The 25,935-nt window shown below is 64.2% G+C and carries 22 protein-coding genes; 14 read left to right on the top strand and 8 right to left on the bottom strand.

Features of this window, described 5'->3' with window-relative positions:
- Nucleotides 1–47: 47 nt before the first annotated feature.
- Complete coding sequence (locus C476_RS09690; protein ID WP_008012370.1) at nt 48–1,052, bottom strand: hypothetical protein; 1,005 nt, start codon at nt 1,050–1,052, stop codon at nt 48–50.
- Nucleotides 1,049–1,375 (bottom strand): hypothetical protein, encoded by a 327-nt coding sequence (locus tag C476_RS09685; protein WP_160162898.1) that lies wholly within the window; start codon nt 1,373–1,375, stop codon nt 1,049–1,051. The genes C476_RS09690 and C476_RS09685 overlap by 4 nt, the downstream gene beginning before the upstream one ends.
- A gap of 102 nt (nt 1,376–1,477) precedes the next feature.
- Between C476_RS09685 and psmA the strand changes: the two genes are divergently transcribed.
- The 4 genes from psmA (at nt 1,478) to gyrA (ending at nt 7,442) form a co-directional block, all read left to right on the top strand.
- Nucleotides 1,478–2,218 carry an archaeal proteasome endopeptidase complex subunit alpha gene (psmA, locus tag C476_RS09680; protein WP_008012366.1) on the top strand — a complete coding sequence of 247 codons (741 nt, stop codon included), beginning with the start codon at nt 1,478–1,480 and terminating at the stop codon, nt 2,216–2,218.
- On the top strand, nt 2,211–2,906 hold the full coding sequence (gene psmB / locus C476_RS09675) for an archaeal proteasome endopeptidase complex subunit beta (RefSeq protein ID WP_008012364.1): 696 nt from the start codon (nt 2,211–2,213) through the stop codon (nt 2,904–2,906). Before psmA ends, psmB begins: the two co-directional genes overlap by 8 nt.
- A 110-nt stretch (nt 2,907–3,016) precedes the next feature.
- The gene (gene gyrB, locus C476_RS09670; protein ID WP_008012362.1) at nt 3,017–4,948 is read left to right on the top strand and encodes a DNA topoisomerase (ATP-hydrolyzing) subunit B; all 1,932 of its coding nucleotides are present in this window, start codon (nt 3,017–3,019) and stop codon (nt 4,946–4,948) included.
- 7 nt (nt 4,949–4,955) lie between these two features.
- The gene (gene gyrA / locus C476_RS09665) at nt 4,956–7,442 is read left to right on the top strand and encodes a DNA gyrase subunit A (RefSeq protein WP_008012361.1); all 2,487 of its coding nucleotides are present in this window, start codon (nt 4,956–4,958) and stop codon (nt 7,440–7,442) included.
- Nucleotides 7,443–7,554: 112 nt separating this feature from the next.
- Here the strand turns inward: gyrA and C476_RS09660 are convergent, their stop codons facing one another.
- Nucleotides 7,555–8,088 (bottom strand): Rrf2 family transcriptional regulator, encoded by a 534-nt coding sequence (locus C476_RS09660; protein ID WP_008012358.1) that lies wholly within the window; start codon nt 8,086–8,088, stop codon nt 7,555–7,557.
- 251 nt (nt 8,089–8,339) lie between these two features.
- Complete coding sequence (locus C476_RS09655; protein WP_008012356.1) at nt 8,340–9,026, bottom strand: metal-dependent transcriptional regulator; 687 nt, start codon at nt 9,024–9,026, stop codon at nt 8,340–8,342.
- 132 nt (nt 9,027–9,158) lie between these two features.
- Here C476_RS09655 and rocF point away from each other — a divergent pair, with 132 nt between their 5' ends.
- Nucleotides 9,159–10,079, top strand: coding sequence for an arginase (gene rocF / locus C476_RS09650; RefSeq protein ID WP_008012355.1), 921 nt, complete (start codon nt 9,159–9,161; stop codon nt 10,077–10,079).
- Nucleotides 10,080–10,188: 109 nt separating this feature from the next.
- Nucleotides 10,189–11,358, top strand: a complete 1,170-nt coding sequence (locus C476_RS09645; protein WP_008012354.1) for an NAD(P)/FAD-dependent oxidoreductase — start codon at nt 10,189–10,191, stop codon at nt 11,356–11,358.
- 17 nt (nt 11,359–11,375) lie between these two features.
- On the opposite strand, the gene C476_RS09640 is transcribed toward C476_RS09645, so the two are convergent.
- Nucleotides 11,376–11,912 (bottom strand): acyltransferase, encoded by a 537-nt coding sequence (locus C476_RS09640; RefSeq protein ID WP_008012352.1) that lies wholly within the window; start codon nt 11,910–11,912, stop codon nt 11,376–11,378.
- Between the two features lie 132 nt (nt 11,913–12,044).
- Here C476_RS09640 and C476_RS09635 point away from each other — a divergent pair, with 132 nt between their 5' ends.
- Nucleotides 12,045–12,383 (top strand): DUF7344 domain-containing protein, encoded by a 339-nt coding sequence (locus tag C476_RS09635; RefSeq protein ID WP_008012351.1) that lies wholly within the window; start codon nt 12,045–12,047, stop codon nt 12,381–12,383.
- A gap of 7 nt (nt 12,384–12,390) precedes the next feature.
- Here the strand turns inward: C476_RS09635 and C476_RS09630 are convergent, their stop codons facing one another.
- A complete protein-coding gene (locus C476_RS09630) occupies nt 12,391–13,185 on the bottom strand; it encodes an Nmad3 family putative nucleotide modification protein (protein ID WP_008012348.1) in 795 nt (264 codons plus the stop codon).
- Between the two features lie 196 nt (nt 13,186–13,381).
- On the opposite strand from C476_RS09630, the gene C476_RS09625 reads away from it, so the two are divergent.
- The 3 genes from C476_RS09625 to C476_RS09615 all read left to right on the top strand — a co-directional run bounded on the left by C476_RS09625 (nt 13,382) and on the right by C476_RS09615 (nt 18,522).
- Nucleotides 13,382–14,116: an MBL fold metallo-hydrolase gene (locus tag C476_RS09625; protein ID WP_008012347.1), complete on the top strand. Its 735-nt coding sequence runs from the start codon at nt 13,382–13,384 to the stop codon at nt 14,114–14,116.
- A gap of 297 nt (nt 14,117–14,413) precedes the next feature.
- Nucleotides 14,414–17,746 (top strand): MMPL family transporter, encoded by a 3,333-nt coding sequence (locus C476_RS09620; RefSeq protein ID WP_049911709.1) that lies wholly within the window; start codon nt 14,414–14,416, stop codon nt 17,744–17,746.
- Nucleotides 17,743–18,522 (top strand): TrmB family transcriptional regulator, encoded by a 780-nt coding sequence (locus C476_RS09615; RefSeq protein WP_008012341.1) that lies wholly within the window; start codon nt 17,743–17,745, stop codon nt 18,520–18,522. The genes C476_RS09620 and C476_RS09615 overlap by 4 nt, the downstream gene beginning before the upstream one ends.
- Before the next feature lie 23 nt (nt 18,523–18,545).
- Here the strand turns inward: C476_RS09615 and C476_RS09610 are convergent, their stop codons facing one another.
- Nucleotides 18,546–19,613 (bottom strand): mRNA surveillance protein pelota, encoded by a 1,068-nt coding sequence (locus tag C476_RS09610; protein WP_008012339.1) that lies wholly within the window; start codon nt 19,611–19,613, stop codon nt 18,546–18,548.
- 196 nt (nt 19,614–19,809) lie between these two features.
- Between C476_RS09610 and C476_RS09605 the strand changes: the two genes are divergently transcribed.
- From C476_RS09605 to C476_RS09595, 3 genes are all read left to right on the top strand, one after another.
- Nucleotides 19,810–21,045, top strand: coding sequence for an MFS transporter (locus C476_RS09605; protein ID WP_008012337.1), 1,236 nt, complete (start codon nt 19,810–19,812; stop codon nt 21,043–21,045).
- Nucleotides 21,046–21,191: 146 nt separating this feature from the next.
- Nucleotides 21,192–21,818 (top strand): hypothetical protein, encoded by a 627-nt coding sequence (locus C476_RS09600; protein ID WP_008012334.1) that lies wholly within the window; start codon nt 21,192–21,194, stop codon nt 21,816–21,818.
- A gap of 267 nt (nt 21,819–22,085) precedes the next feature.
- Nucleotides 22,086–22,649, top strand: a complete 564-nt coding sequence (locus C476_RS09595) for an HTH domain-containing protein (RefSeq protein WP_008012332.1) — start codon at nt 22,086–22,088, stop codon at nt 22,647–22,649.
- 160 nt (nt 22,650–22,809) lie between these two features.
- Here the strand turns inward: C476_RS09595 and rqcH are convergent, their stop codons facing one another.
- A complete protein-coding gene (gene rqcH / locus C476_RS09590; RefSeq protein ID WP_008012330.1) occupies nt 22,810–24,978 on the bottom strand; it encodes a ribosome rescue protein RqcH in 2,169 nt (722 codons plus the stop codon).
- Nucleotides 24,979–25,176: 198 nt separating this feature from the next.
- Between rqcH and C476_RS09585 the strand changes: the two genes are divergently transcribed.
- Nucleotides 25,177–25,818 (top strand): hypothetical protein, encoded by a 642-nt coding sequence (locus C476_RS09585; protein ID WP_008012329.1) that lies wholly within the window; start codon nt 25,177–25,179, stop codon nt 25,816–25,818.
- Nucleotides 25,819–25,935 lie beyond the last annotated feature (117 nt).

The following is a 25,935-nucleotide window of genomic DNA, read 5'->3' as shown; positions in this document are numbered from 1 at the left end:
GAATTCCATCGAGATACACTCGAGAGTCCCGAACCGGCCAGCTCACGTCACTCCTCGAGCGGCGGCCATTCCCACGCATCCGCCTTGACCACGCCGAGCAACCGGCGGCGGCGATCGGTCAACTCCGCGAGGGTGTCGGCGAACGCCGGATCCGAGACAGTCGGAATGTCGTCCGCACGAAGCCGCTCGAGGTTCGGCGATCGGGGGACCGCTGGCTCGGGCTCGATAAAGGACTCGTCGAGCGTCTCGAGGTAGCTCTCGGCGCTCGAGCGCGCGCTCTCGACGACCGCCGGATCGGGGCTGGCGTCGTCCGGGATCCCGTGTCGAAAGAGGGTGAGCGACTCGTCAAAGATGGGGACGGCCACGGCCGAGGCGCGTTCGCCCTTCTCGCTGTGGTAGTAGTGCAAGATTGGATACGATTTGTGCTGTTCGGCCAGCGTGCTCAGCTCCGAGCCGAGCGTCTCGAGGGTCAACTCGAGGCCGTCGAAATTCTGGCCGTTCCAGCCCGCGCGGACGAACGCCTCGCTCCGGCCGCCAAGTCCCGTGACGGTACTGGCGAAGGCTCGCTTGTCGGAGACGGCCCCGAGCACGGTGAGGACGTAGGAGACGCCGAGCGTGACGAAGGCCATGCCCGTGGCCGTCGTGAACGCGCTGGCAACTTCCCAGATGTCGCCGCCGTACAGCGGGGTGTAATCGCCGTTCCCCTCGGTGAACATCGTGTAGGCGACGTAGTAGAACCGCCCCCACCAGTCGGCGGTCCCGCCGGTGCGCGTGTCGACCAACGCGGTCGGATCGCTGGCGAAAATAAACGTCCAACCGATCCAGATGAGGCCGATCCACAGCACGAGCGTCAGGGTGAGAATGAGCGGGCCGGCGAGACTGAGCGCCCGGTCGTGATCTCGCGTCACGAGACGGAGGCCTCTCCAGACACCTGTCGTGAGCCGGCCGGAGATCGGTCCCGAGCCGCCGTCGACCCACAGCGTCGTCCAGAGGATGTCGACGATCCCACCGACGAGCAACGCGATGCCGACGAGAAGATAGAGCGAAGTCATTCGATGACCGTCCGCTGCTCAACGATGTCGGCCAGTCCGTCAACGATCGTCGCGTGTCGCTGCAAGCACGTCTCGACCGATAGCTCACAGCCGTCGAACGAGCCGAATACTGTCGCTCGCGCTCGAGACATACGCCGGGGACTCGAGTGATCCCGCTCGAGCAGCCGAGACGGGACAAGCGTGAGTCTCACTCCGCGACCGACGAGGGCGATCACGATCGCGACGACCGGCAGCATCGCCCCATCGTACCGGAACGACGGGAAAGGGAGTTGTGCTGGAAGATGCCAGTTCCGGATCACCCGGTCATCCCGGGAACGCGACACGGCAGTTCCCACCCCGTCTCGAGCGTGCCACTGCAGCGGAAGTTGCCTTCAGACCAAGACCTATATATTTCTATCCATTACCCGAGGTGAAGACCTCTGCCAATGCAAGGACAATCTCAGCAGCAGGCCTACGACCGGGGAATCACCATTTTCTCCCCTGACGGACGTCTCTATCAGGTCGAGTACGCACGCGAGGCAGTCAAACGCGGCACCGCGAGCGTCGGTCTCCGCACACCTGACGGCGTCGTCCTCGCCGCCAACCGACGGGTCAGCTCGCCGCTTATGGAACGCTCGAGCGTCGAGAAGATCCACAAGGCCGACGACCACGTCGGCGTCGCAAGCGCCGGCCACGTTGCCGACGCCCGCCAGCTCGTCGATCTCGCACGGCGGCGCGCACAGGGCGAACAGCTTCGCTACGGCCAGCAGATCGGTGTCGAGACGCTGACGCGGTCGATCACGGACCACATTCAGGAGTACACCCAGACCGGTGGCGCACGCCCCTTCGGCGTCGCCTTGCTCGTCGGCGGCATCGAGGACGGCGAGCCGAAACTGTTCGAAACCGATCCCTCGGGGACGGACTACGAGTGGCAGGCGGCCGCCATCGGCGGCAACCGCGACGTCATCCAGGGCTATCTCGAGGACAACTACCACGATGAACTCGACGTCGACGGCGGCATCGAACTCGCCGTCAGCGCGCTCAGCGAACCCGAAGACGAGGTCGTCGCCGCCGAGGAGGTCGACGTCGCGACGATCACGACCGACGATGAGACGTTCAGTTCGGTCTCGGTCGACCGCCTCGAGTCGATCATCGAAGAGATCGATCAGGAGGAGATGGATGAGTAACTGGACACAGGGGACCGACCCGTCGCCGTACGAGCCCGAACTCGGCTCACTTCCAAACGGCAGTCAGACCGGCGACGAGGACACCGTCAACAAGACCGGGACGACGACTATCGGCATCGCGACCGACGAGGGCGTCGTCATCGCGACGGATATGCGCGCTAGCCTCGGCGGCCGGTTCGTCTCGAACAAGAACGTCCAGAAGGTCGAGCAGATCCACCCGACCGCCGCGTTAACGCTCGTCGGTTCGGTCGGCGGTGCCCAGTCGTTCATCCGGACGCTGCGCTCGGAGGTCGACCTCTACGAGGCCCGGCGTGGCGAGGGCATGAACATCGAGGCACTGGCGACGCTGGCCGGCAACTTCGCCCGTGGCGGCCCGTTCCGGGCGATCAATCCCATCCTCGGCGGCGTCGACGACGAAGGCAGCCACGTCTACAGCATCGATCCCGCCGGCGGCGTCATGGAAGACGACTACACCGTCACCGGCTCCGGGATGCAACTGGCCTACGGCCTGCTCGAGCAGGAGTATACCGAAGACCTCTCGCTCGAGGACGCCAAGTCCATCGCGGCCCGCGCGATCAAGTCGGCTGTCGAGCGCGACACCGGCTCGGGCAACGGTGTCTTCCTCGCAGAGATCACCGACGAAGGCGTCGAGATTCAGGGCCACAACGCGTTCGACGCGCTCCTGTAGCGGGTTCGCTGTCGGAGGCCTTCTTGTAGGCCGTCGTATGACGGCTCGCGCTCGCGCGCGTACACGTGACTTTTATTAGGGCCGGTCCACTACCCGAAAGCAGGTTTTACATGTCCCAGGAAAGCGAGTACGGAGCCGGGCAGATACAGGTCTTAGAGGGTCTGGAAGCTGTGCGAAAGCGACCGGCGATGTACATCGGCTCTACCGATTCTCGAGGGCTGCACCACCTCGTCTACGAAGTGGTCGACAACTCGATCGACGAGGCGTTGGCCGGCTACTGCGACGACATCACCGTCACCATCCACGAGGACAACTCGGTGAGCGTCGCAGACGACGGCCGCGGCATCCCCGTCGACACACACGAGGAGTACGACCGCCCCGCACTCGAGGTCATTCTGACTGTCCTCCACGCCGGCGGCAAGTTCGACAACAAGTCCTACCAGGTCTCCGGCGGCCTCCACGGCGTCGGCGTCTCGGTCGTCAACGCCCTCTCCGAACGACTCGAGGCCGAGGTCAAACGTAACGGCGGCGTCTTCCGCCACGCCTTCGAAGCGGGCGAGCCCGTCGGCGACATGGAGCGGGTCCGCGATATGGAGCCCGACGATGAGACCGGCACCGAAATCAGGTTCTGGCCCGACACGGGCATCTTCGAGACGGGCGAGTTCGCGTTCTCGACGCTCTCGAACCGGCTGCGCGAGCTGGCGTTCCTCAACTCGGGCGTCCGCATCACGCTCCGCGACGAGCGCGAGGAAAAAAGCGACGACGGTCCCGTCGCCGAAACCTACGAGTACGACGGCGGCATCCGCGAGTTCGTCGAGTATCTGAACGAGACGCGCTCGGCGATGCACGACGACGTCATCTACTTCGACGACGAAGACCAGAACATCCAGGTCGAAGTGGCGATGCAGGCCACCGAGGAACTGCAGGGCTCGATCCACGCCTTCGCGAACAACATCAACACCCGCGAGGGCGGCAGCCACCTCACCGGGTTCAAGACCGCGCTGACGCGGACGGTCAACGACTACGCCAACGAGAACGACCTCCTTTCGGACCTCGAGGACAATCTCAAAGGCGAGGACATCCGCGAGGGGCTCACAGCAGTCATCTCGATCAAACACCCCGATCCCCAGTTCGAGGGGCAGACGAAGACGAAACTCGGCAACTCGGAAGTCCGAGGGATCGTCGAGAGCGCCATGCACGAGGGCCTTGGCACCTACTTCGAGGAACACCCTGACACCGCCGAGGCGATCGTTACCAAGGCCGTCGAAGCCGCGAAAGCCCGGATGGCAGCTCAGAAGGCAGAGGAACTCACGCGGCGCAAATCCGCCCTCGAGTCTACCTCCCTCCCGGGCAAACTTGCTGACTGCCAGACGAAAGACCCCGAGGAGGCCGAACTGTTCATCGCGGAGGGTGACTCCGCAGGTGGCAGCGCGAAACAGGCCCGCAACCCCGAGTTCCAGGCAGTTCTCCCCATCAAGGGGAAGATTCTGAACGTCGAGAAACACCGGCTCGATCGAATCTTAGAGAACGACGAAATCCGGAACATGATCACCGCGATCGGCGCGGGGATCGGCGACGAGTTCGACGTCGAGGACGTCCGCTACAAGAAGATCATCATGGCGACCGACGCCGACGTCGACGGCGCACACATTCGGACGTTGCTGTTGACGTTCTTCTACCGGCACATGCGCCCGCTGCTCGAGGGTGGCTACGTCTACGCGACTCAGCCGCCGCTCTATCGCATCCGGTATCGCGGCGAGACCTACGACGCGATGACCGACGCCGAACGCGACCGGATCGTCGAGGAGAAATGCGACGGCAATCCCTCGCAGGTCCAGCGGTTCAAAGGGCTGGGCGAGATGAACCCCGAACAGCTCTGGGAGACGACGATGAACCCCGACAACCGTATCCTCAAGCAGATCACGATCGAGGACGCGGCGGCGGCGGACAAAATGTTCTCCGTCCTGATGGGCGACGCTGTCGAACCTCGCAAGCAGTTCATCAAAGACCACGCACCGGAAGCCGAGTGGATCGATATATAATTTATACATGAGTTCAGACGTACCCGATCCGACGGACGTAGAGGCCAGAGCGGTCGAAAACGTCCGCATCGAAGACGAGATGGAGCAGAGTTACATCGACTACGCGATGAGTGTCATCGCAGGTCGGGCCCTTCCCGACGTCCGCGACGGGCTCAAACCCGTCCACCGGCGCATCCTGTATGCGATGCACGAGATGGGCGTCTCGAGTGGCTCTTCCCACCGCAAGTCCTCCTCGATCGTCGGGGAGACGATGGGGGATTACCACCCACACGGTGACAGCGCGATCTACGACACCCTGGTCCGGATGGCCCAGGACTTCTCGATGCGCTATCCGCTCGTCGACGGCCAGGGGAACTTCGGCTCGATGGACGGCGACCCGGCTGCCGCGCCCCGATACACCGAGGCTCGGATGGCCTCCGTCGCCGAGGAGCTACTCGAGGACATCGATAAGGATACGGTCGATTTCTCCTCGAACTACGACGACCGCTTGCAGGAACCCGACGTGCTCCCGGCAGCGTTCCCGAACCTGCTGGTCAACGGCTCGTCGGGGATCGCCGTCGGGATGTCGACGAACATCCCGCCGCATAACCTGAGCGAAGTCATCGACGCGACCATCGAGCTGATCGACGACCCCGACGCGACCGTCGACGACCTGATGGACCACGTCAAAGGCCCGGATTTCCCGACGGGCGCGAACATCGTCGGCCGCGACGCCATCTACTCGGCATACAAGACCGGCCGCGGCCGCATCCGCGTCCGCGCCGAATACGAGGTCGAGGAGTGGAAGTCGGGCCGCGAGCGTATCGTCATCACCGAACTCCCCTTCCAGGCCAACAAAGCCCGCCTCGTCGAGCGCATCGCCGAGGACGTCAACGAGGGCGAGATCGATGGCATCTCCGACTTGCGTGACGAGTCCGACCGCGACGGCGTCCGCATCGTTATCGAACTCAAGCGCGGCGCCAACGCGGATGTCGTCGAGAACAAACTGCTCGAGAACCACTTAGAGCGAACCTTCGGCGTCATCAACCTCGCGCTGGTCGACGGTCAGCCCCGGGTGCTCTCGCTCAAGGAAACGCTCGAGGAGTACGTCGCCCATCGCCGCGAGGTCGTTCGCCGACGCAGCGAGTACGATCTCGCGGAGGCCGAGGATCGCGCGCACATTCTCGAGGGGCGGCTGACGGCCGTCGAGAACGCCGAAGACGTCGTCGAGCTGATCCGCGACAGCGAGGACCGCTCGGCTGCGAAAGCGGCGCTACAAGACGCCTACGACTTCTCGGAGGACCAGGCAACCCACATCGTCCGGATGCAACTGGGCAGTCTCACCTCGATGGAGGCCGCCGAGATCGAAGCCGAGTACGAGGAGGTCCAGGCCGAGATCGAGCGCCTGACGACCATCCTCGAGAGCGAAGACGAGTTACTCAGCGTCATCAAGGACGAACTCCGCGAGATCAAAGCCGAGTACGGCGACGAGCGTCGGACCTCGATTATCGAAGATCAGGGCACGGTCACCCACGAGGACCTCATCCCCGAGGAGGAGGTGTTCGTGGTCATGACCGAAGACGACTACGTCAAGCGGATGCCGATCGACCAGTTCGACCCACAGGGTCGCGGCGGCAAGGGCATCATCGGCGCGGACGTCAAGGAAGACGACCGCGTCGCGACGGTCTTCCGGGCCAACACCCACGACTATCTGCTGTGCTTTACCAATCAGGGTGAGGTATACCGGCTCAAGACCTACGAGATCCCCGAGATGGGCCGGACGGCCCGCGGCAAATCCGCGGTCAACATCCTCGACCTCGACCCCGGTGAGGACATTACGGCCATCGTCGATACCGACGCCTTCGACGACGACGAGTTCGTGACGATGGCCACCCGCAACGGCTACGTCAAGCGGACCGCCGGCGCGGAGTTCGACAACATCCTCTCGACGGGGATCATCGCGGCCGACCTAGAGGAGGGTGACGAACTCGTCGACGTCGAAGTCACCGACGGCTCGCAGGATCTCGTCATCGCGACCGAAGGCGGCATGACGATTCGCTTCGACGAAGACGAGGTCCGCCCGATGGGCCGCAACGCCCGCGGTGTCAACGGCATCAAACTGCAAGCTGGCGACGCCGTAGCTGGACTAGTCGCGACCGACGAGGACGACGGGCAGGCGCTGTTGACCGTAACCGAGAACGGCTACGGCAAGCGGACGCCGCTGGCCGAATACAGCACGCAGTCACGGTACGGCAAGGGCCTGATCGACATCAAGACCGGCGACCGAAACGGTCCTGTGACGGCCGTCAAGGCGGTCGATCCGGACGATGGACTCGTGATGATGAGCGAGCGTGGCCAGATCGTCCGGACGCGTGTCGACGAGATCTCGACCGTCGGCCGCAACACGATGGGTGTGATCGTGATGGACGTCGACGACGGCGACGCGGTCGCAAGCGTCGACGTGATTCCGGCTGCGACCGCTGATGGGGACGCAGACACCGACGCGCTCGAGTAAATCTCGCCGCAGTTCGCCCACCGTCTCGACTCGAAACCAGTTTTTGCCGATCGGTCACCGACCGAGCGCAGACGCTAGCAGAAGAAGCGAGGTGAGAGCCGCCGATCGCCGCTCAGTGGGACGGCTCTTCGGTCGGTGCGACCATATCGTCGATCCGGAGAATGAGGATGTTGTTCGTGTCGTCTTTGCCGTCGACAGTGCCATCGATGACGAGTTTCGAGAGCGGTGTCGGACCGACGGTGACGGAATCGCCCTCGTGAATGTCGCTGAGTCGTCCCTGCACGTGGATCTCTGCGCGACAGAGTTCCGGGTGGTGGACACTCGAGAGATCGATTTCCTCGATGATCGTGTCGCTGACGGGTTCGCCCTCGTGTTGCAGCGGAACCGATGCGGGCTCGTCCATCTGCTGAATCTCGAGTGCTTCGTAGGCGGCGGCGGTCGGTTTGTAGCCGCCTTTCGGTCCCGGTACACCCTCTACCAGTTGGAGGGCTTTGAGACTCTGCATCTGATTGCGGATCGTCCCGGGGTTGCGGTCGACCTGCTCGGCGATATCCTCGCCTTTGATGGCGTCTTCGGACTTCTTGTGGAGGTTCGTCAGGGCGCGGAGTATTTTCTTCTGACTGGGGGTGAGTTCGATGGATGACATAGTGTTTTATTCGTATTTGGTTTCCTTAAACCCGGCGGGTGGGCCGGCTATTTTGCCAACGTTGTGATGGTTACACCGGGAATGTGAGGGCTTTCGTATCGTCTGCCCACGGGGATACGGTTTCTAGTCACTGGGTACCGGTGTGCCCGCGGGACGGTCACGGGTGCACCGGCACTGATTGACAGCAGACCGTATGAGGCGGGCATCCGTAGGCCACAGTACCATTGCGATCGCCACGGCATCTCCGGCAGCTACGACGACGGCTGGGGTTCGGTAGGCGGTGCAACCCGGACGTGTCTGGCGACGGATTCGGGTAGCGAGACCGGTTCGTCGGCCTCGCTCGAGCACGCCGTCACCATTCCGAACGGCGCGATCTCGATGATCTCGAGGTCGACACCGGGTTCGACGCCGTGGTCGGCGAGATACGAGAGCACCTCGGGGTCGTGGTCGGCGACCTCGGCGACGGTCACGACGGTTCCTTCCTCGAATTCGGTGATGGCTTCGCCGTCGGGGCGTTCCGGTGGCTCGAGGTCGGCACTCGGGATCGGTGAGCCGTGGGGATCGACCGTCGGCTCGCCGAGTGCGTCGGCGACGCGTGCCTCGAAATTCTCGCTGATGTGGTGTTCGAGGCGGTCGGCTTCCGCGTGGACTTCCGACCAGTCGTAATCTAAGTGTTCGGTGAGGTAGGCCTCGAGCAGTCGGTGATGGCGGACGATTTCGAGGGCGACGGTCTCGCCTTCGTCGGTCAGCGTGACGCCGCGATACTTCTCGCGGTCGACGAGGTCTCGCTCCTCGAGTTTGTCGAGCATGCTAGTAACGGTCGGCGACGTGACGTCCAACTCCGCCGCGATCTCGGAGGTCTTGATCCGCTCGTCGGTCTCGCGCTGGAGTTGATAGATCGCTTTGAGGTAGTCCTCCATCACGTCGCTCAGCATCATGCTGTCCCGAGTTTCGGCCGGTCTAACCCTAAAGCTGTCGCCACCGAATCTATTCGACGTCGATTGGCACGCGTCCGAGCAGCGGCTGTGACTGACCACCACGACCAAACCGATCGGCGATGTAGTGAACGCATGGACCGGACCGTCAGGATCATCGGAGCGCCGATGGACTACGGGGCGAACCGTCGCGGCGTCGATATGGGGCCGTCGGCGATCCGCTATGCGGGGCTGGCAGACGGCCTCGAGCGGGCAGACGTCGAGCCGATCGACGACGGCGACCTGTCGATGCCCCGGGCCGAAGAGCGTGATCCGGACGCCGACCAGCCCCACGGCGGGAACGCGAAGTTCCTCCGCGAGATCGAGGGGGTCTGTCGGCGGCTGCGCGATCGCGTCGCGGCAACGCGTGCCGACGGCGAGTTCCCGCTCGTGCTGGGTGGCGACCACTCGGTCGCGATCGGTTCCCTTACTGGCTCGGCTCGGGACGTTGACCTCGGCGTGATCTGGTTCGACGCCCACGCCGACCTGAACACGCCCGAAACGTCGCCAACCGGCAACGTCCATGGCATGCCACTGGCTGCGGTCCTCGGCCACGGCGCGTTCGGCGAAATGGATTGGGCTCCCGCCCCCGGACTCCGTGAGTCGTCGGTCGCCTACGTCGGTCTCCGGAGCATCGACGACCGCGAGCGCGACTTGCTTCAAGAGAGTTCACTGACGGCCTACACGATGTCCGACATCGACCAGCGGGGCGTCTCTGCCGTCGTCGAAGACGCCCTCGCGGTCGCGACCGACGGCACCGACGGCGTCCACGTCAGCCTCGACCTGGACTGGCTCGATCCCAAAACGGCCCCCGGCGTCGGCACGCCCGTCCGCGGCGGCGTCACCTACCGGGAAGCCCACGCCGCACTCGAGACGCTCTCTCGACGTGACGAAGCTGACGGCGTCCTCCGGTCGATGGACGTCGTCGAAGTGAATCCGATCTTAGACGAGGCAAACGAGACGGCAACGCTGGCGGCCGAACTGACCGCAAGCACGTTCGGGAAACGGATTCTCTAGGTCCCAGCCCGCCTCGACGCCTCACTGATCGAACATGAGTCGTGCGAGCCGTGACCACACCGATACCGGTTCCAACAGCTTTGTATCATAGTGCTTCCCATTGTGCTGTATGACTGAGAACGTTGTCGTGCTCGGAGCTGGCTATGCTGGCACCGGCGCGATCAAAAAGCTCCAATCGGAGCTTGGCGGCAACGTACGGCTGACCTGGATCGCCGACGTCGATTATCACCTCGTGTTGCACGAATCACACCGCGTGATCCGCGACCCCAGCGTCCGCTCGGACATTACCTTCCCGGTCGACCAGATCGCGGACCCGGCGACCCGATTCATCCAGGACGAGGTCACGGGCTTAGACGTCGACGAACAGGTCGTCGAACTCGCAGACAGCGAGGATGTCGAGTACGACTACGTCCTCGTCGCGCTGGGCAGCCAGACCGCCTACTACGGCATCCCCGGCCTCGAGGACCACTCCCTGACGCTCAAAAGTCTCGACGATGCCCTCGAGATCCACGACGCCGTCAAGGAAGCCAGTCAGGACGCGACCCGCAGTGAGCCCGCACAGGTCGTCATCGGCGGTGCCGGCCTCTCCGGTATCCAGACCGCCGGCGAGATCGCCGAGTTCCGCGACCAACACCGCGCCCCCATCGAGATCCACCTCGTCGAGGCACTCGAGGAGATCTTCCCGGGCAACGATCCGGAGTGCCAGCAGGCCCTGCGCGACCTGTTAGAGGAAGCCGGCGTCCGCATTCATACGGACGACCCGATCACCGAGGCCACCGCAGATCACATCGAATTCGACGAGGGCGAGCCGCTCGAGCATGACGTCCTCGTCTGGACCGGCGGCATCACGGGTCGGGACGCGATGGACGACGTCGACCTCGAGAACGAGCACAACCGCGTGACCACCCGCGCGAACTTCCAGACCACCAACGAGCGCGTGTTCGCGGTCGGTGACTCGGCGATCATCGACCAAGGCGACCAGCCCGCGCCGCCGACGGCACAGGCCGCCTGGCAGGCCGCCGAGGTCGCCGGCGAGAACATCGCTCGCGCGATCGCCAACCGTCCACTGAAGACCTGGGAACACGAGGACAAAGGGACCGTCATCTCGGTCGGCGACAAGGCTATCGCCCACGACGTCAAGCCGGCAAAGGGGATCTCCTTGCCCGTCGATACCTTCGGCGGCCTCCCAGCAGAGAACTTGAAGAAGCTGATCGCCGCCCGCTGGATCGCCGACATCACGTCCTGGAACGAAGCCCGCAAGTCCTGGTCGTCGCTGTAAGCGGTTTCGCGATACTGTTATTCTGCAGCCGTCCTGTCCTCACCCGGTCCACCCATCGGCTCCGCCGGCACGCCCGCGACCGTCGCCCCCGGCGGCACGTCACGAGTCACGAGTGAGTTCGCCGCGACGCTCGCATCCGCTCCGATCTTGACACCAGGTAAGATGATCGCGCCCGCCCCGATCATCGCTCGTTCGCCGACGACGACCTCGCCGGTTCGGTACTCGTCCTGTAAGAACTCGTGACAGAGAATCGTCGCGTCGTAGCCGACGACTGCGTTCGCCTCGAGCGTGATCAGGTCCGGCCAGAAGACGTCGGGCGTGGCCTCGAGCCCCCACGAGACGCCAGCTCCGACCGTGACGCCGATGCGACGTAACAGCCAGCGCTTGAGCCGGAGGCTGGGCGAGATCCGCACGAGCCAGACGGCGATGTAGTTGATCGCAACCCGGAGCGGGGAGCGAGCGGTGGTCCAGTGGGCCAGCGAGTTGCGCGGGCCGGGCGTCGCGTGGCGTGTGACGCGCTCGTGTCGTGGCGTCGTGTCATCGGAAGCCGTCACTGCCACACGCTTTGATGGATCGATACATGAAACCGATCGATCGTCGGGCGGGATGCCGTCGACACGAGTTGGCAGATGATACCCAACTAGTAAGGGGGTAGCCATGTCCCGGCTCGTACCGGTAAGCCAACTGTGCCTCGATCCCAGTCAACCACCCTCGACATCGAGACGATTCATACCCTCCTCTCAAGTGAGACGGTCAGGGCCGTTCTGGAGAGCCTTCGTACGGTCGATCGCACGACACCCACAGAACTGAGCCGTCGGTTCGCCTCGTCGGAGTACAGCTATGGGACGGCCGACGCCGGTCCCACGACTCGACAGTCGATCACCGTCGCGTTGGTCCACAATCACCTCCCGCGACTCGATGCACACGACGTCGTCGACTATTGCCACCAGGATGGCGTTGTCACGCCCGGTGCAAACTTCGACGACCTCGAGTCGTTCCTCGAGCGACTCGAGCATCGCGAATGACGACCACCTACGCGACTTCCCGGTCGCCCGGCAGCCCGACCCGCTCCCGGAACGCGGCCCCCGAAAGGTCACAGCGGTAGGCCGGCTTGAACATCATGTTCGATCCACCGGCCTGGACGTTCCACGCCGATTCGATCTCGTCGCGCAGGTAATACTGGGGGCGTTCGTTGCCCTCAGCGACGTAGTAGTCGCTGAGACGGATCGGGTCACGCTCGAAGAGGCCACCGGGCTCGCGCCCGTCGACGATGACGACCGGTTTCTCGAGGTAGAGGTCGCCGTCCTGTGCGCGTTTGGTGTGGGCGTTTTCGGGATGCGAAGCGAGGATTGCCTCGCGCTCTGATCGGGACATGTCGGGACTGACGACGGCCACGTCCGCAACGGTAACGTAGCCGATCAGGTAGCGGTGGGCGCGGTCCCCGTCCGGTCGGCGCAGGCCAGCGTAGAACCCGACGACGTCGCCGGGCTCGAGCGCGCGCAGTCGCGAAACGTAGCCGCTGGTCCGGTGTTCGCCGTAGGTCAGCGCCTCGAAGTTGGGATCGCGATGGAGTGGCCACGATGCGAGGGTGTCGCCGGTGACGGTTTCGGCCCCGTCACCGACCGGCTGGGGTGTGATCCGGGTCGTGAGATCGGCGGCGACGCCGTCGTCGGCCCGGAGCTCCCACGACCCGAGCGTCTCCGTTTCTGTCGTCTCGCGGGTCTTCTCCGGGATCGGGACGTACTCGAATCGGCCATCGTCGTACAGCGGTGCCAGCGCGCCGACGTTCGTGCTGTCGGCACCGACGCCGGCGAGAACGACTGTCATGTTCGGTCGTCCGACGGATCGACGCGATGGAGCGATAAACCCGCCGAAAGCGATCCCAACGAACTGAGACCCATGCTGGTCGGTCAAGCCACAGGCACGCCGTGTCACCTCTCACGCCTCAACGCCGCTCGTCTGGCACGGAATGGGAACAGCCTCGAGAGGTACCCTTATCGGGCCAGGGGTTCCACACCCGCCTATGCGTATTACCTTTCTCGGAACGGGCAGCGCCATGCCCACGGGCGAACGCTTTCAGACGGGAATCCTCGTTCAGGAAGACGGTCGCACGCTACTGATCGACTGCGGTGCCGGTGTTCTTCAGCGACTCCAGCAGTCCGGCGTCGGCTACGAGAACGTCTCGACGGTCCTCCTGACCCACCATCACTTAGATCACGTCGCCGATCTGTTGCCGCTGATGAAAGCCCGCTGGCTCGCCGGCGAGGACCACATCGAAATCGTCGGCCCGCAGGGCACCAAGGCGCTGGTCGACGACCTCCTCGATGTCTACGAGTACATGCAGGACAAACTCGAGGTACAGGTTCGAGAGGTCGTGCCCGGCGAATTCACCGTCGCTGGCTTCGACGTCTCGGCCTACGAGACGCGCCACTCGGTGCCGTGTCTGGCCTATCGCTTCGGTGATCTCTTCACGTTCAGCGGCGACAGCGAAGCCTTCGCTGGACTGGCGAACTTCGCGGAGGGATCGGCGATTTTCGCCCACGATTGCTCGTTCCCCGACGATGTCGACGTCTCGAACCATCCGACGCCCGACGCACTCGGCCGCGAACTCGCCGGTCGGGAGCTCGGCCGGGTCTATCTCACCCACCTCTATCCCCACACTGACGGCAACCACGACGAGATGCTCGAGTCGATCGCCGCCCATTACGACGGTGACGTCCGGTTTGCCGAGGACCTCCAGACGGTCTCGGTCAAGTGACCGAGCGGCCGTCCGACACGACCGATCGGCGTTCCTGAGTGTCACGAGACGGTGACGAAACAACCCGGTTTGTCGGTGATAGACGACGGGTAGCACGTGGATAACACTGTTTTGCTGAACGTTTAGTCAGAAATGGGCCGATCATCGCTGTTTCGGGGCTGTCGCTCGCGACCGTCGTATTCCAAGTCGTGACTGTTAGTGTAAAAATAACAACAGCTGTATACCGGCTCCGTTAGTAGGATACTCACAACAGATGAGAGCGAGCGCCGAGCCGAGCGACACGTGGGGTGTGTGGCCGTGAGTCGTGCCGACCGGATCGCCGACGGAATCACGACACACTCGGCGATCGTCTTGGTCGTGCTCTTGCTCGTGACCGCCATGGTCGGTGCGGGCGCGACGATGGTCGACGACGAGTCGTCGCTCGAGCAGTACGAGACCGACTCTCCGGAAGGGAACGCCCTCGAGTTCGCGACGGAAAACTTCGCAAGTGAGGATCAGGAAAACACGACAGCTGTCCAGGTGATCGTCAGGGGTGACGACGTCCTCTCGAAGGAGTCGCTGCGCTCCTCGCTCGAGTTCCAGCAAGAACTCCGCAACGACGAGTCGATAAACTCGACGCTGGTCGAAGAAGAAGCGATCGTCGGCGTCGAGAACGTCGTGGCGACGACCGCGATCCGCGAGGAGCAGGCTGACGACCTCTCCGAACGCGCATCCGAACTCGAAGACCGAAGCGAGGAACTCAACGAAACCGCAGACGAACTCGAACAGCGCAGGGCCGACCTCAACGAGACCGCAGCCGAACTCGAAACCCGGAGTGCGGAACTCAACGCGACCGCCGACGACCTCGAGGCGGCGCTGAACGAAACCGTCGCGCTCGAGACGGAGTACGCAGAGCTGAACGCCTCCTACCAAGCCGGCGAGCTCTCCGAGGCAGAATACGAGCAGCGTTCGGCCGCGCTCGAGGGCCAGCTCGACGCGGTGTACGCGGAGGCAACAGCCGATCTCAACGAGGAGCAGTCGGCACGCTTCGCCACAGCCATGACGAACGCGCGGGAGATTCAGTCGTCTCTCGTCGACCTCGAGCGGGCGAACGAGGCCGGCAATCTCTCCGACGCAGAATACGAGCAGCAGTCGAGTGAACTCGAGGGCCAGCTCGAGGACGTCTACGCCCAAGGCACACGGGGCGTTCTCGAAGCGGACTTCGCGCAGCTGGCGGAAGATCGCGAACAGCTTCAGGAGGACTTCGAGGATCTCGAAGACGACAGCGAACAGCTCCAAGACGACTTCGAAGAACTCGAGGATGACTTCGAGGACCTCGAAGACGATCGCGAAGACCTCGAAGCGGCCGGCCAGCCGCCACTGGACGAGCAGATCGAACAACTCGACTCGATGAGCGAGTCCGAGTACGAGGAGACGCTTACGGACGTCCTCTCGGAAGATAGCGACCGGGGCGGTGGCTTTGCCCTGCGTCTGATGCCGACATCCTACGAGCCAGAGTCGACCGAGGCCGACGCACGAATGCTGGTCGTGACGCAGTCGACTGCCAGCGGGGACTTCCAGGGCCCTGGATCGGTCGACGAAAGGATTTCCGACAGTCAACTCGAGCTTCGCGACCTCGCTGACGATCGCGACCAGGAGATGCTCGTCTTCGGGTCGGGGGTCATCACCGACGAGATCGACCGCTCGATGGGCGACAGCTTAGCGATCGTCTCGCCGCTTGCCCTGCTGTTCGTCGTTGTCGCGCTGGTGATCGCCTACCGCGATCCGCTCGACATCGTTCTCGGGATCGCAGGCATCGCAGCGGTGTTGCTCTGGACGTTCGGCTTCATGGGCTGGACTGATATCGCGTTCAACCAGATGTTCGTCGCCATTCCCGTGCTTCTGATCGGGCTCTCGATCGACTACGCGATTCACGTCTTTATGCGCCATCGGGAGCAACGCGAGACGCCACGCGTCTCGGATGAGCGAACGGAGACCGGAGGGGGCCGTGAGCAACGCGAGACGCCACGCGACGCCGACGAGCACGCAGGCAGCGAGCCGACTGACGTGCGCGGTTCGATGTCCGTCGCCCTCGCTGGCGTCGGCGTCGCGCTCGTCTGGGTGACGGCAACGACCATCATCGGCTTCCTCTCGAACCTCGTCAGTCCGATCGGCCCGATCCGCGAGTTCGGCATCGTGAGCGCGTTCGGTATCCTCGCCGCGATGGTCGTCTTCGGCGCGTTGGTCCCCGCGGCGAAAGTCGAGGTCGATTCCCGACTCGAGGCGTACGGGATCGACCGGCGCAAGCGGGCGTTCGGCACTGGCGGCGGTCGACTCGCAGACGTACTTTCCGTCGGGGCGACCATCGCCCGGAAAGCCCCGCTGGTGTTGCTCCTCGTGACGCTGGTGGTGACCGCAGGTGGTGTCTACGGTGCGACCCAGGTCGACACCAGCTTCGACCAGGACGACTTCCTCGCCGACAGCCCGCCCGCCTGGACGCAGGATCTGCCCGAACCGTTCCAGCCCGGCGAGTACAGCGCGAAGTCCGACCTCGAGTACGTCAACGAGAACTTCCAGCGCCAGGACTCTCAGGCGCAACTGCTCGTCAGGGGTGATATAACCCACGACGAGACGCTCGAACGGGTAGAAGACGCCCAGGACGCCGCCACCGACAGCGACGTGGCATACGAGCTGGCAAGCGGCGAGGCCGACGTTCGCAGCCCACTGTCGACCATGGAGCAGGTCGCGGCCGAGAACGAAACGTTCGACGAGTCGTTCGACGAGTCGGACACCGACGATGACGGCGTTCCCGACGAGAACCTCGAGGCGCTGTACGACGACCTCTACGAGGCCGATTCCGAAGCCGCAAGCAACGTGCTCTACCGTTCCGATGGCGAGTACGAGGCCCTCCGGCTGGTCGTCTCGATCGAGGGCGACGCCTCGACCGGCGAGACGACCGAGGAAATGCGCGCGATTGCAGCGGACTTCGACGACGGCGGCGATCGCTGGTCCGTGGTGGCGACCGGCGATCCGATCGTCAACCACGTCGTCGAGCAGGACCTGCTCGATACCGTCCTCGAGAGCCTGTTGATCACGCTCGTGGCCGTCTTCGTCTTCCTGACGGTTGCCTACTGGCTGACCGGCAACAGCGCGACCCTGGGCGCGGTGACCCTGCTCCCAGTGGCGCTTGCGGTCAGCTGGATCCTCGGGACGATGTATCTGATCGGGATGCCCTTTAACGTCCTGACGGGGATGATCACCAGCCTGACGATCGGGCTCGGCGTCGCCTACAGTATCCACGTCAGCGCCCGGTACACGCTCGAGCTCGAGCGCCAGGGCTCGGTCTGGGACGCCATGCACACCACGGTAACGGGCACCGGCGGCGCGTTGCTCGGCAGCGCGGCGACCACTGTCGGCGGGTTCGGCGTCCTCGCGTTTGCCATCCTGCCCGTCCTCGAGCAGTTCGGGATCATCACCGCGCTGACGATCATCTACGCGTTCGTCGCGAGCGTGCTCGTCCTGCCGACCCTGCTCGTCCTCTGGACGCGGTACTTCGGCCCCGACGTCCCCTTCGAGTCGCCCGCGGCCACGGGCGCGTCCCCCGCCAGCGACGGCGGCCGCCCCGACGACGGTACTGGTGACGAACAATGACCGACGACGAGGACGAAGACGAGAGTGAAGGCGAGGGCGAGGCCCTCGCGGCCTTCGAACGGCTCGGGCTCACGGCCTACGAGGCAAAGGTGTTCATCGGCCTCCACCGCATCGGCTCGGGTACCGCCCGGGACGTCTCACAGGTCGTCGACGTCCCACGATCGCAGGTATACGGCGTCGCCGAGCGCCTCGAGGACCGGGGCTTACTCGAGGTCCAGCAGTCGAACCCGATCCGATACCGGCCGGTCAGCACCGACGAGGCACGCGAGCTGCTTCGTGACCGGTTCGAACGCGAACAGGACCGGGCCTTCGAGTACGTCGAAACCGTCAAACACGAGTCGACAGGCGAGGAAACCCAGGAGGACATCTGGACGGTTCGCGGCCGCGACCAGGTCGACGATCGCACCGTCGATATCCTCTCGCAAGCGGACGAGCGGATCGTCTTCGGCACGCGGCTCCCGGAGCTCGTCACCGATACGATCGAGCGAACCCTTACAGAGCGCGCCGCAGCCGGCGTCACGGTCGTCGTCGTGAGCCGGACGGCGGCAGTCCGAGACCGATTTGCCGAGCTCGATGTCGTGACCGTCGAGAACCTCCCCACCCAGCGGACGGACGACCAACGGTCGGGTCGGATCGTCATCGCCGACGACGATAGCATCCTCCTGAGTGTCATCGGCGACGAGGGCAGCGAGACCGCAATCTGGAGTTCAGGCTCGCTGTTCGCGTCCGTCCTGATCCAGCTGCTCGAGGCCAGCGACGAACTGCAGGTCGAGTAGCCGAAAGCGCCGGGGGCAGCGGGCTACTCGAGGCGATAGCGCAACAGCGCCGCGATCCCGCCGAGATTGGCGAGTTGCTGACCCGGTGGGAACTCGCTCGAGAAGACCGTCACCTCGCCGCCTTTCTGCTCGGTCGTCCGAACAATCTGGTCGATGTCGATGTCCCACTCGCCGTCTGGCCCGCGTTCTTTCCGGAGGCGGTCGTCGAGGACCAGCAGGCGATCGATCGCGCCGAACTCGGCGGCCTTCTCGACTTGCTCGGGACCGTAGGCTGCCTTCGCGCCCTCGGCCATCCGCTTCGTGAGTTCGTCGATATACTCGGCCTCGCTCTCGATGCGGGTCTCCTCCTGCACGTCGGCGACGGCCCCGCGTTTCAGGACTTCGTGGACGCCGCGGTCGCCGACGGCTGCCGTGTCGACCATCGTGATCAGCTCGGCGACCTCGGGTTCGTTGTCCTCGAGATATTTGTAGGCGTCCTGTTTCGTAAAGCCGGGGCCGGCGAGGATGATCGCGTCGACCTCGAGGCGTTTGAGGACCTCGCCGAGTTCCGCGAACAACTCCGAGCGCTCGCGGGCGTACTCGCCTTTCCCGGTGGGGCCGGTAAACGCCGCTCGCTCTTCGGTGCCGTACTGGGCGACCGTGTGGACGTGGGCCTGCCCTTCCTCGACGGTCGCGATCGCGACGTCGGGGTTTTCCGTGGCTTCCTCGGCTTCCTCGAGGCGAGCCTCCTGATCGGGCTTGAACCGCTTCTCGATGGAGAGCTCCTCGCGCGTTTCGACGTTCAACGTGTGATGAAAGCCCAGTTGGTCCTCGCGCGAGCAGGCGACGATCTCGCCGCCGACCCGCAGCCGGTTGGCGAACTTGTGAAACTCGATGTCCTCGACGGCGATCGCGACCCACATGTGTTCGCGCTCGCCGCCGGTATCGCGCATCTGGTCGTCGTTGCGCTGGATCCGCCGGGTCGTATCGCCTGCGACGCGGTCGCCGGGCTCTAAGACGTACTGCAGGTGCCAGAGATCGTCGACGCTCTCGGGGACGACAGTGATCCGCTCGCGGCCGCCCTCGACCTGCTCCCGGTCTTTGATCTGCATGGCCGTGGGTTTGCGCGGCCGCGGTAAGTGGACTGCGATCGGTGGTCCACGGGTTCGGGGCGGGCTGTCGGCAGTCGTCAAATATGTCGATCACGGGGCCACTGGACGCGTTCGATTCCCGTGCCAGCAGCGTATTACGATCTCGAACTATCGAACTAACGAAACGTAATTGAACACGCTCGCCAATCCCGATGTAATGGCTCGGCTCGCTTCGGCCCGATGGCGCGATTCCGTCCCTCGAAGCGTCCTGAAATACTATCTCTACAAATCGACCAAAGCGGTCGAGTTCTATCGGCCGATCATGTACCTCTTCTTTCTTGCGCAGGGACTCTCCTTCACCCAGATCGCCGTCCTCGAGGCGATCTACAACCTGACGACACTGGTCGGCGAGATTCCGACCGGGTACATCGGCGACCGCGTCGGTCGCCGAAACAGCCTCCTCATCGGGACCACACTGATCGCCGTGACACTGCTCGGAATCGGCCTCTCTGAGTCGTTCCTCGCGTTAGCCGTCCTCTACGTCTGCTGGTCGCTAGGGTACAATTTCCGATCGGGGAGCGAGGATGCGTGGCTCTACGATACGCTCACCGACGACCTCTCGGAAAGCGAGTTCGCCACCGTCCGCGGGCGGGGTGAATCTGCCGCGCTGGCTGTCGGTGCTGGTGCAGCCATCGTTGGTGGGTATCTCGGCAGTATCGATCTCTCGTACCCATGGTTCGTCGCGGCCGCCGTTACCGGACTCGGCGCGGTCGTTTTGCTGACCCTCGAGGAACCAGCGGCGTACACGCAGACGGACACCGACGAGTTAAGCCTCCGTCGGACCGTCGGCATCGTCAGGGACGCCCTCTCCCAACGGAATCTCAGGGCGTTCATTCTCTACTATTACGTTCTCTACGCCGCTGTCACGTATCTCGTGTTTGTCTTTCTTCAGCCGATATTCGAGACCGTCGTTGTTGATCTCGGTGTCTCCCCGTCGCGAGTCGAATCGCTACTCGGCTGGTTCTACGCTGCGTACAGCCTCGTCGGGGCAGTGCTCAGCTATTTCACTGGCGCAATCAAGGACTATCTCGGCGTCCGAACGTGGTTCCTCGTACTGCCGTTTCTCGTTGGGACGGCACTGGTCGGGATGTACTTCGTCCCTGTCCTCGCGCTTCCGACGTTCCTGGTCGCTCGAGGGCTCTCCGATGTGACGCGCTCGTTCGCTGGACAGTACGTCAACGACCGAATCGGCTCGCTCGGCCGGGCCACCGTCCTGAGCGCGATGGCGATGGTCAGCGGGCTGGCTGTCGTTCCGTTCCAACTCGGCAGTGGCGTCATCTCCGATTCCGTGTCACCGCTCTTTGCGTTGGCCATCGCAGGAATCGCGCTCATCGGTGGCTCAGCCGCGATCCTTGTCTGGGAAATTCCAGTGACGACTGCCGAGGTGCAGTGAGACTGATCGCGCTTCGCTGCTGCGCCCTGTCCGCCGGCGTTCGGTCACTCGAGCACTCGGTCATCGATCCACGACAGTCACGTTGTTTGCAAATTATTGACATAGGTAGGGCATGACACTATTGACGTCGCACGCGTCCGTCAAGTATGAACGCTGGATACACAGCGCGGCTCGAAGACTTCGGTACGCGCTCGCTCGTCACACACGCCATCATGGCACTGGCGTTTGTCGGGGCCATGATCGCGGGGCTGTTCGTCGACGGTCAACTCGGCCTCGTCTCGTTCGTCGCACTTCTCAACTTCACCGCCGGTGTGTGGATCTCACAGTCGGTTCACTCCCTCGGGAACGCACAAACCGACGATTCGTACACCGGCATCTTGGGCGTCCTGGCAGTACTGACTGATACGAGCGGCGAGAAGCGCTACCACGGGCTCAATACTGGCCGGCTCGCCCGCTTGCTCACGCTGATCGCGCTCGTGACGTCGGTTTCGCTGTTCGTCGCCGGGGAGGTCCTCTCCGGCGTCCTAGCTCCAGTCGGGACCGTCGCGATCGCCGCTGTCGCCCTCGTGACCGCGATGGTCGGGTTCCTGATCGCCATGAGCTCGGCGTACGATGAGTCCGAGCGCGAACGGACCCAAGGGATCGACCGCGAGCGCGACCGCATCGAGACTGGCGAGCCCGGACAGCCGACCATCGAACTCGAGGACGGCACCGACATCGAAATTTCGGTTCGAGAGTCGCACGTCGACGAACCGGCGACCGAGTCCCGGTAGCCGACAGGGGGGACACTCAACGCCGTCGCTCGAGCGAGCCGGTTCGGAACGCGGTCCGAACCGAGGTATCCGTTCGAGCGACACTCGAGTGCGCTGGTGAACTCGGCCGATACCGCGGCCCCGCCATCGGTTCGATCGCCGAGACGTCGGCGTAGAGCAGCGATGTGGCGTGGTGCCTGAGAGTCGATTCCGCCCGGAGATTGCTAGCTTTATAATCGTGACCGATGCCTCGGATACGTGAGGCCCGAACCGAGGCCGAAACACACAATGACAGACTCGAGCACGGAGTTCACAGCGCCAATCCGGATCGAGGTGTTCGTCCACGCCCACACGTCCGCAGCTGTCGTGGAGCCGCTCACAGACCTCGTTGCGCGCGCACGCCGGCTCGAGGACGCGATCGGCGCTGCCGTCCACATCGAGACCTGGACAGCGGTGCGACCCGCACTCGAAGAACTCAGCGATTCCGGGCCGTCGATAACGGGAACCGTCGAGGCGTTCCAGTCGTGGGCCGACCAGGAAGGCTACGACCTCGAGCCGGCGTTCGACTGGCGTGAAACGCCCTCAGTGATCGGTCATCGGGCTGCCGAAGTTCGCGTCCCAACCGCGTGCGTCGCCGTCTACGCCGACGGCGACCTCCAGTGTGTCGCCCCCTGTACCGACGGCGACCGCAGCTACACCGTCATGGACTGTCTCGCCAGACTCGAGGAGGGCGTCATCGAGCCCGAGCCGTTCGACACGCGAGAGCGAAACGACGGCTCGCGTGGCGCATCCGACAGCGACGAGTCCACCGAGAACGCCGAGCGATACGCTCACTCTGAGGAACTCGAGTAGCCGTCGTGTTCGAACGCCGTCTCGAGCCGTCAGTGGGAGCCGGACTCGGTCGGTGCGTCCGATCGTTCCTCTGTGCCGGCGTCGCGACCGTCGCCGTCGATCGGCGTCACTGTCGATCCCCACAGAGTACCCACGATCGATCCCGGGAGAGCACCGCGTCTCAGTCGCCCTTGATCCGGCTCCCGCCCGGCGGCATGAAGTGTTGAATTCGATCGGGGCTGGCGATCTTGCGGACGAACGACTCATCCTCGAATCGCTCGCGGAACCGGCGATAGAGCCGTTTAGCCGTATCGGCCTGTGCGTATCGGCCAGGCTCGAGTTCGATCATCGCCTCGACACGATCCTCGATGGCCGACGGCGGGCCACCGATCACGCGAGTGTACGGCTCACACTGGATGCCGACGGCCGCGCCAACCGGCGTATCCCGGTAGTAGGTCCGATCGCCGCGGATCGCGAACCCGCCCTTCTCCAAGTATTCGCCACTCTCGGGGGTCTTCGTGACCTGATCGGCGTCGACGGCGTAGACGTCGCCCGCGTAGCGGCCGTCCTTCCAGACCGACGAGTAGGAGACGGCGAACTGGGCAGCTTCTTCGATGCTCGAGTCGGGGAGTTCGATGTCGCTCGAGGACGCCTCGCTTGGATCGGTCGCTTTCAGGACGGTGACAGGGCCGCCGTGGGCCTGCGTGTGGAGAACTTTGTCACCGGGCTCTAAGTATTTCTTGACGAGTTCCTCGTTCTGGTCGGCGTTTCGCCCGCCGATCACGAGGTAGCCGTCGCTGGTGTGGAACCAGCGGAAGCGATCGAACCAGGGTTCGTTCTCGCGGATCGGAATCGAGGGCTCGGCGAGCCAGTCGCGTTGTTCGGCCTCGTCCGCCTCGTCTTCGCCGTCCTCGCTCGTGTCCTCGCGCTCGGTTGCCTCCCACTCGTCGCGGCGGCGCTTGGCGTCTTCTAAGTCCTCGCGAGTGTCCTCGATGGCCGCAAGCGCGCCCTCCTTTTTCTCCTCGACGCGTTTCGCCTCCGTGTAGAGTCGGTCGGCGTTCTGTTCGACGCCCTGCTCGACGACGAGGTCGATCCGCTCGCCGTCGAGGTCCACTGTCACCGTCCCCTCGCTGCCGTCGACATCGACGACCGCCTCGGCGGCCTCGATGCCCTGCTCGGCACCGGCCTCGAATCGCTCGCGGATCTCGTCCCACGGCCGGTCCTGCACGCGGGCGTCCTGGATCGTCGAGAGGATCTCGTCGACCAGTCCGTACTCGGCGTAGAGCAGTTCGGCCTGCTCGCGCAACGCATCGGCTTCCTGCTCGAACCCCTCGATCGCGCCCTGCTGTTGCTCGATGATGCGCTCGTATTTCGCGATCTCCGAGTCGAAGTCCGGCCGCTGCTCGGTCGGCTCCGGCTCTTCGTCCTCGCCGAGCTCGAGCTGGAAGAAGTAGTCGTCAAGCGCCTCGAGGAACGTCTCGTAGGGCTCGCTGTCGAGATCTGTGTGTTCCTCGAGCGGGAACGGGGTCACGTCGACGACCTGGCCCTCGCTTGCCTCGCCGTCCGTGTCATCCCCGTCGTCCGTTCCGTCCGCATCGTCGCGCTCGCGGTAGAGTCGCGGCTCGAAGTTCCCGTTTCGAATGTCGAGTGCCAGCCGTTCGATGGCCTCGTAGACACGGTCGTACACCGCCTCGTCGGCGTCGGCGATATCGAGTCCCTTCTCGACGCCAGCGCGGGTACAGACCTCCTCGGCGTAGAGCCCGCCGAAGTTGAGCTGGGTCGCAAGCGTCCGGACGACGTCCGTATCGGAGTCGTCCATTTCGTGGTCGAACGCCTCTCGGGAGACCGTCAGCGGATTGATCCGGGACTCGGGGAACTCATAGCGCGAGCCCGGCACGACGGTCCGGGATTTCAGCCGGACGGTCTCGAGACAGTCGATCACTTCGTACTCGCCGTCAGTGACCGCAATGTTGCCCTGCCCGAACAGTTCGACGATAATCCGGGTCGTCCCGTCCTCGCGCTCGAAGACGAACTCGAGGATGCGATCGAACTCGTACTGTTCGACGCCGGCGAAATCAGCGCCCGACAGGCGGTTGCGCAACATCATCGCGAATTGCGGCGGTCGGCCGGGGGCGTCGGGCACCCGCTCTGGGGCGACCGTGTGGGCGCGTTTGACCTCGCCGACCTCGAGGATGAGCTCGATGCGACCCCGGTCGAAATCGCGCATCTTGAGCCGGACGAGATCGTCGCCGTAGAGATAGGCCTTGTCGACCTTCGCGCCCTCGTAGGCACCGAATTCCCCGACGAGAGCGGCGAGGTCGACGCTAGTGAGTTCCCGCTTTGGATCCATACTTTACACTGCCCGGCCCGGTCAAAAAGGCGTGTCGCTCCAGCCCCCGCCGTCGGAGGTCGGAACGCCTAATCCGTGCCGGCACGCAGTCTGTGATATGACCCACGCCGTCGGTGGACAGCCACACGATCTCGCTGCTGCGGTATCGCGTGCCGGGGATTGGAACCGATCGCGCTCCGCTCGAGGAGGTGCCCTCGTATGAGCGGGGAGGAACAGCCCTGGACGGACGTCTCGCGATTCCCTGACTTCCTCGACCATCTCGACGCCCAGGGCGGGGCGACCGTCCACGGGATCGTCGACCGGATCGAGGCCGACATCGACATGGACGGGATCGCATACCACGATCGCGGCATCCGCGTGCCGGGCTACGACGCCACGTTCGTCCCGGAACCGGAGGGGTCGCAGGTCGTCCCCGCGTTCAGCGTCGAGGTCCAGACGATCGGCCCGCGAAGCGTCTGGGCAGTGTTCGACGCGACGCTCTCCTGGGACTTCTATCTCCTCCAGGCCGACGACATCGCGGCGATCGCCTGGGTGAGCGACGAGGAGTTCAACGCCGAAGAGGCCGGGATGTTCATGTCGAAACACGACGCACTCGCCGCGGGTCGGTTCTCCTTTGGGACGTTCATCTACGCCGGCGAGGAGTGGAACGAACAGCGCGAGCTGATCGAGGGCACCGACACACCGGCGTTCCTCCAGCGCGACGACGGCAGCGTTCTGGTCCCACCCGATCAGGCCGATTTCTACAACGTCGTCAACGCCACTCCACAGGAGTTCCGCCAAAACGGCGGCGGTGCCCCCTCGCATCTCGGCTTGCTCGAGCTCGAGGTCACGATCGACTGAGACGGTTTGCTGTAACTGTTTACCGGAGGGACCGCAGGACGGCTCGTGGTCCCGCCAGAAATGACTGACAGCAGACTGTATGATCCGTCGGCGTCGTCCGGCCACCGAATCACACTG

The sequence above is a fragment of the Natrinema limicola JCM 13563 genome (genome assembly GCF_000337475.1).
Lineage (GTDB): Archaea > Halobacteriota > Halobacteria > Halobacteriales > Natrialbaceae > Natrinema > Natrinema limicola.
Note: the sequence above shows the minus strand (reverse complement) of the source record. Positions and strands in the feature narration are given on the sequence as shown.